We start from the raw sequence: 6133 nt of genomic DNA, 5'->3' as shown, positions 1-6133 counted from the left end.
AACCAGCTTATGTTTGGTTGCGAAAATTTGATGGGCGAGCCAGTCCATAATCTCCCTTTTGTCGTTGTCGCTCTGGTTTAACTGTATATATTTACTAAATGGGCAGTGCCACCTTTCTTTAGGTTTTGTCTTTTTGGCACAAATTCACAAAAATTAATTAACAGAAAATTCTAACTATATTTATGCAATGCTAATGACAATACTTTAATAATTTAGTAAATAATCCCAATACACATGAAAAAACCCCATTTGGATGGAGTGATCCAAACGAGGTTTTAAGCAATTAATCGATTTATATAAACAATCCGTCTTTAAAGCCGATTTCATAAATATAAAAGATGCCGTATAATATACTAATTGCTCCGGCAAGCGAGCAAATGAACGGAACATATTTTTTCACTTTGCTTCCGAGAATAAACGGCAGGCCGAGAATGGTTGTAAAACAAAACATGCCGACGATCGTCCCGACTCCGAAAATGCAGATGTATAAAAACGCTTGAAAATAGCTTTCAACAGTTGTCATCGTTAACAGCACCATTGTCGCGCTTCCTGCCAAACCGTGAATAAAACCGATGATCAATGATTTAATATTTGTATATTCCGTTTCATCGTTTCGCGCCAGTTTGTGCCTGCCATCGCGAAGACTTAAAATTCCTAAAATCACTAACATAATCCCGACGAATAATTCCAATGTCAATGAAACCTTCTCCGGAATAGCTGTTTTTAATCCGATCACGATCATCCCGATCAACAAAAGGGTAGCGGTGTGTCCAATTCCCCAATATACTCCTGTTAAACTGGATTTCTTTAAAGTTTTTGTCCTGCTGGCAATTGTGGACACAGCAATCACATGATCCGGTTCAGTTGCATGTTTCATCCCGAGAATCAATCCGAAAAAAAGCACGGATAAAAAATTGACTGACACATTTTTCACCTCTTCTATTTATCTCTTTAATATTTTCGTAATAGGATTGGAGGTTCTTTTAATAGATAAGCTCTCGCCAATCGGTGAACTTCCAAAAACAGCCCCTCAATGTGATCGGTATGGTTTCCTAAAATTCTAATCATAAAGGCAGATGGCAAAAATCTTGAAATGCCGATCCGTCCATCAAACGGTCCTCCCTGCAACTGGCATGAAATCTTTTCCATTAATTTATCATCCACTTCGTCAGAAATAACGAGGAACGAACCGTAATGTGTATAGCCTTCCATATTCAATAATTGATCAATTCCCCGATCCCCTTGTTGATAAAAATGATCGAACAAAATCAATCGATTTTCCTTATAAACTTTTAATTTTAGCCGAATTGCATCGAAACAGAACGGCTGCCCGGTTTCAGACCAGCCCGGCGTAATAATTTCTTTGTACAAAAAGGCTGCACCCTTTTCCATATGGACGATGGTTTCCTGCTCAAAGCGAGCCTGTTCATAAACGATCAACGGATCTGACAAACATTCCAGCACGCTGTCTTTTTGCAATGTAAACAAGAATTTCTGCTTGACAGGTTTTTTCGGTGTTTTATAAATTTTCGTTGAAGATTGGGACGTCACCGCAAGCCTTGCCTTTTCACCTAAGGAAATTTCTTGTGCGTATTCATCCCCGTCTACACATCCGCCGCCGACATGAATCACATAAACGATCGGTATCGACGATTCCGTATAGACCGGCTTTGTCATTTTCAAAGCTCCTTGAAAAAAGTGATCCGTAATTACGGTCCGCTCCCCTTTTTGCTCCGCGCGAATCTGCAAAATTCCTTCCATTTCTACAACCCTGCCAGCAGCGCATTTCGTTTAATCCAATTGATCACATTTTCTAAACCAATTTCTTCCTTTAAATTAGTAAAAAAGAACGGTCGCTCCCCCCGCATCATTTTCGTATCTTGTTCCATGATTTCAAGACTTGCACCGACATAAGGAGCGAGGTCGATTTTATTGATGATAAACAAATCAGACTTAATCATCCCTTGTCCCCCTTTTCTTGGGATTTTTTCCCCTTGGGCAACATCAATGATATAAATGGAGAAATCGACTAATTCCGGGCTGAAGGTTGCCGCTAAGTTATCTCCACCGCTTTCAACAAAAATCATATCTAAATCCTCGTGTCTTTCTTTTAACTCATCAATTGCCGCAAAATTCATCGATGCATCCTCACGAATGGCCGTATGGGGACAGCCGCCTGTTTCGACGCCGATAATCCGATCCTCCGGAAGAACGCTGTTTTTTATTAAAAATAAGGCATCCTCTTTTGTATAAATATCATTAGTGACAACGGCAACACTGAATTCCTTTGACAAATAGCGAGTCAATTTTTCCACTAGCAGCGTTTTGCCGGCTCCTACTGGCCCTCCAATTCCGATTCGTATAGGTTCCATTTTGACTGATTCGGGATTAGCCCCAAATCTTCCCCCCCTTATCTTTTGATCAAGCTTTGCAGTTTTTTTTGAAAAGAAGCAGATCGCTTCTTACGCTTTCCAGCCTTTTCGCTTCAGCCAAGCATGCAGAGAGTTTGTAAAAATAATGAAACTCTGAAAACAGTCTGTTAAGACATAAAAAGTCTTACATGCAATTGCTCATGCCTCATTTGTGCAATTTCAAGGCCAGGTGATTGCGCACCTAAATCGTCGATCGATAGTTTGCCAATTTTTAAAACAGCTCTCCTCACATCCTCCTGCAAATCTTTTAATAGCAGCTGCCCTTCTTTTTGACCGATCGGAATGCCGCGGACTCCGTTTTGTACAAGCGTTTGAATAGTGGAATACAAATACGTTACAAGCGTTGTTTTTTCATCCGCTCCTATTTTTATCCCGACAATGGCAAAAACGAGAGCCGCATGTCCGTAAAGCTCCTTCGCTTTTATTTTTTGAGCATATTGTTGCAGTGTTGGATGAGGGTAAATATTTAAACAAAGCTTCAGCATTTGCTCGCCAATTCTTCGGTTCCCTTCTTTCGTTTCTTTAGCCATTGAGCTGGCGTAAAGAATCTCATCCAGCTTCCAAAGCTCCTCTTGTTTCCCTTCTTTTTCAAATTGATATGCAAGCCGGCAAGCCAGTCCGTCCGTATAGACGAGCTGCTTGTCAATGTACGTTTTTAAAAAACTTTTAAATGTACTTGCATCTTTTATTTTCTGCTCAACAATATATGTTTCGAATCCGAACGAGTGGGAGAAGGCTCCGGAAGGAAAGTTTGAATCGCATATCTGCAATAAAGGCAGCCAATCAATCATGGTGATGATGTCCGACATATCGAAAAGGTTGTTTTATTTTTCGTTTCTCCCGTTTACATGGAATGTTCAGCTCGTTTGCAAGTTGTTCTACAAGATGATCGTATTGCACGATCATTTCATTTCCTTCAAACTGAGCCGGCAAATGTCTGTTGCCGATTTGATGTGCAATTTCTCCCATCTCTTTCAGCGTAGCCGGACAAATGACAAGGACATCTTCAGGCAGGACAGAAATAATGATCATATTGTTTTCATCTTCATATAAAATGTCACCATCTGCCAGCTTCTTTTCCTCCTTTAAACGAATCCCTATTTCGTTCCCGTGGTCTGTTTTCACTCGTTGAATTCTTTTGAGCAGATCATCGCTTCTTAAATAGACGCGCTCCACATGTTTTTCCTTTACTGCTTTTGCATAAATATTTCCAAGTGTTTCTTTAATAATCATCCGTCTTCACCTCAAAACAGAAAATATCTTTGCGCCATCGGAACAACTTCAACCGGCTCACAATTGATCAATTCACCGTCTACCTTTACCTCATACGTTTGTGGATCGACTTCGATAGAAGGAGTTTCACCATTAAAAACCATGTCCTTTTTCGTCAATGTACGAACTCCTTTGACGGGTTTCACGATTTTTTGCAACTTTAACTTTTCGGGAATGCCGGCTTTTATTGCTGCTTTTGACAAAAATGTGATCGATGTTTGTGAGACAGCTTTGCCAAATGATCCGAACATCGGACGGTAATAAACAGGCTGCGGAGTTGGAATGGATGCATTTGGGTCTCCCATCAAACTATAGGCAATCATTCCGCCCTTGATGATCATTTCCGGCTTCACCCCAAAAAAGGCCGGATTCCAAACAACTAAATCCGCCAATTTGCCGACTTCTACAGAGCCGACATATTCAGATATTCCGTGGGCAATCGCAGGATTGATCGTATATTTTGCCACATATCTTTTCACTCTGAAATTGTCATGATCTTGGCCGTCTCCCTTTAAGGAGCCCCGCTGCTTTTTCATTTTATCTGCGGTTTGCCATGTCCGCGTAATCACTTCGCCGACCCTTCCCATCGCTTGCGAGTCGGAACTGATCATGCTGAATACGCCAAGGTCATGAAGAATATCTTCCGCCGCAATCGTTTCTTTGCGAATGCGGGAATCGGCGAAGGCGATATCTTCAGGAATAGCCGGATCCAAATGATGGCAAACCATCAGCATATCTAAATGTTCCTCGAGCGTGTTGACTGTAAACGGTCTTGTCGGATTTGTCGAAGAAGGCAAAACGTTTGGCAGGCTGGCCATTTTCATAATGTCCGGGGCGTGTCCCCCGCCTGCGCCTTCTGTATGGTATGTATGAATGACCCGGTCTTTAATCGCTGCAATGGTGTCTTCTACAAAACCGGCTTCATTTAACGTATCTGTATGGATGGCAACTTGCACATCATACTCGTCAGCTACGGATAAACACTGATCGATCGCCGCCGGTGTTGAACCCCAGTCCTCATGCAGTTTTAAACCAACTGCACCTGCTTTGATTTGCTCCTCTAACGCTTTTTTTCCGGATGAATTTCCTTTCCCTAAAAAGCCGAAATTCATAGGAAAATGTTCAACTGACTCCAGCATTCTATAAATATTCCATTCACCCGGTGTACAAGTCGTTGCATTTGTCCCTGTTGCAGGCCCCGTTCCTCCTCCTATCATTGTTGTAATTCCAGATGTCAAAGCTGTTTCAATTTGCTGAGGGCATATAAAATGAATATGGGTATCGATTCCGCCTGCCGTAACAATCATTCCTTCTGCCGCAACGATTTCGGTTGAAGCTCCGATTACCATTGTGACGCCATCCATTAATAATGGATTTCCCGCCTTTCCGATCGCGGCAATTTTCCCATCCTTTATGCCGATATCCGCTTTATAAATACCTGTATAATCAATAATAATGGCGTTTGTGAGAACAAGATCCATCACGTCTTTCCTTTCGGCAAATGGATGCTGTCCCATTCCGTCGCGAATCACTTTCCCACCGCCGAATTTTACTTCATCTCCGTATACGGTAAAATCTTTTTCGATTTGAATGAAGAGTTCCGTATCAGCCAATCTAATGCTGTCTCCAGTTGTCGGGCCGAACATATCGGCATATTGTTTGCGCGGCATTTGAAAACTCATTTGTCCGCCTCCTTTGTCAACGGTCCGTTCGTCAAATTATTTAGACCGTACACTTCTTTTTTTCCCGAAAATTCAACGAGCTCTACGATTTTCGCATCGCCCGGCTCAAACCTTACCGCCGTTCCGGACGGAATGTTTAAATGCCTGCCGAACGCCAGCTGCCGGTCAAATTCGAGCGCCCTGTTTACTTCAAAAAAATGAAAATGCGAACCGACTTGTACTGGACGGTCCCCTCTATTGACAACATTGAGCTTGATCGCCTCTTTCCCTTTATTGCAAACAATCGGAGCTGATTTTAATCGATATTCCCCTGGAATCATTTTTTCACCTCTTTTACCGGATCGGATCATGGACGGTTACAAGCTTCGTTCCGTCTGGAAATGTTGCCTCCACCTGGATATTTTCGATCATTTCCGGAACGCCTTCCATCACATCATCTCTAGTTAAAATTTTTGTGCCATATTGCATCAACTCCGAAACCGTCCGTCCTTCCCTTGCGCCCTCCATAATCTCATATGTGATGATGGCCACTGCTTCCGCATAGTTCAGCTTCAAGCCTTTTCTCTGCCTTCTGCGCGCTAAATCTGCAGCAACAACGACCATCAATTTTTCCTGCTCTCGGGCTGTCAGCTTCATAACACCCTTCCTTTCTAACAGACAATCAAAAATAACACGATTTTCTTACATTCCATTTCCCTCAATGGGTTGAAGATAAAAGGTGTTTTTATGTTATTTTTTATTACAAAT

Annotated in this window: 8 protein-coding genes; all 8 read right to left on the bottom strand. The window is 42.0% G+C overall.

The window, feature by feature from the left end:
* Positions 1-292: 292 nt before the first annotated feature.
* The 8 genes from AC0KTX_RS11010 to AC0KTX_RS10975 all read right to left on the bottom strand — a co-directional run bounded on the left by AC0KTX_RS11010 (position 293) and on the right by AC0KTX_RS10975 (position 6022).
* Positions 293-925: a HoxN/HupN/NixA family nickel/cobalt transporter gene (locus AC0KTX_RS11010; protein WP_474252236.1), complete on the bottom strand. Its 633-nt coding sequence runs from the start codon at positions 923-925 to the stop codon at positions 293-295.
* 26 nt (positions 926-951) lie between these two features.
* Positions 952-1761, bottom strand: a complete 810-nt coding sequence (locus AC0KTX_RS11005; protein ID WP_066248729.1) for an urease accessory protein UreD — start codon at positions 1759-1761, stop codon at positions 952-954.
* Positions 1762-1763: 2 nt separating this feature from the next.
* Positions 1764-2372: an urease accessory protein UreG gene (ureG, locus tag AC0KTX_RS11000; RefSeq protein WP_339229202.1), complete on the bottom strand. Its 609-nt coding sequence runs from the start codon at positions 2370-2372 to the stop codon at positions 1764-1766.
* Positions 2373-2539: 167 nt separating this feature from the next.
* Complete coding sequence (locus AC0KTX_RS10995; RefSeq protein WP_474252235.1) at positions 2540-3223, bottom strand: urease accessory protein UreF; 684 nt, start codon at positions 3221-3223, stop codon at positions 2540-2542.
* Complete coding sequence (gene ureE / locus AC0KTX_RS10990) at positions 3216-3665, bottom strand: urease accessory protein UreE (protein WP_063386864.1); 450 nt, start codon at positions 3663-3665, stop codon at positions 3216-3218. Before ureE ends, AC0KTX_RS10995 begins: the two co-directional genes overlap by 8 nt.
* An 11-nt stretch (positions 3666-3676) precedes the next feature.
* Complete coding sequence (gene ureC, locus AC0KTX_RS10985; protein ID WP_066248737.1) at positions 3677-5386, bottom strand: urease subunit alpha; 1710 nt, start codon at positions 5384-5386, stop codon at positions 3677-3679.
* Complete coding sequence (locus tag AC0KTX_RS10980; RefSeq protein WP_063386862.1) at positions 5383-5706, bottom strand: urease subunit beta; 324 nt, start codon at positions 5704-5706, stop codon at positions 5383-5385. Before AC0KTX_RS10980 ends, ureC begins: the two co-directional genes overlap by 4 nt.
* Before the next feature lie 13 nt (positions 5707-5719).
* Positions 5720-6022 (bottom strand): urease subunit gamma, encoded by a 303-nt coding sequence (locus AC0KTX_RS10975; RefSeq protein ID WP_063386861.1) that lies wholly within the window; start codon positions 6020-6022, stop codon positions 5720-5722.
* Between the last annotated feature and the right edge of the window lie 111 nt (positions 6023-6133).

The sequence above is a fragment of the Aeribacillus sp. JST-2 genome, from assembly GCF_056032925.1.
Note: the sequence above shows the minus strand (reverse complement) of the source record. Positions and strands in the feature narration are given on the sequence as shown.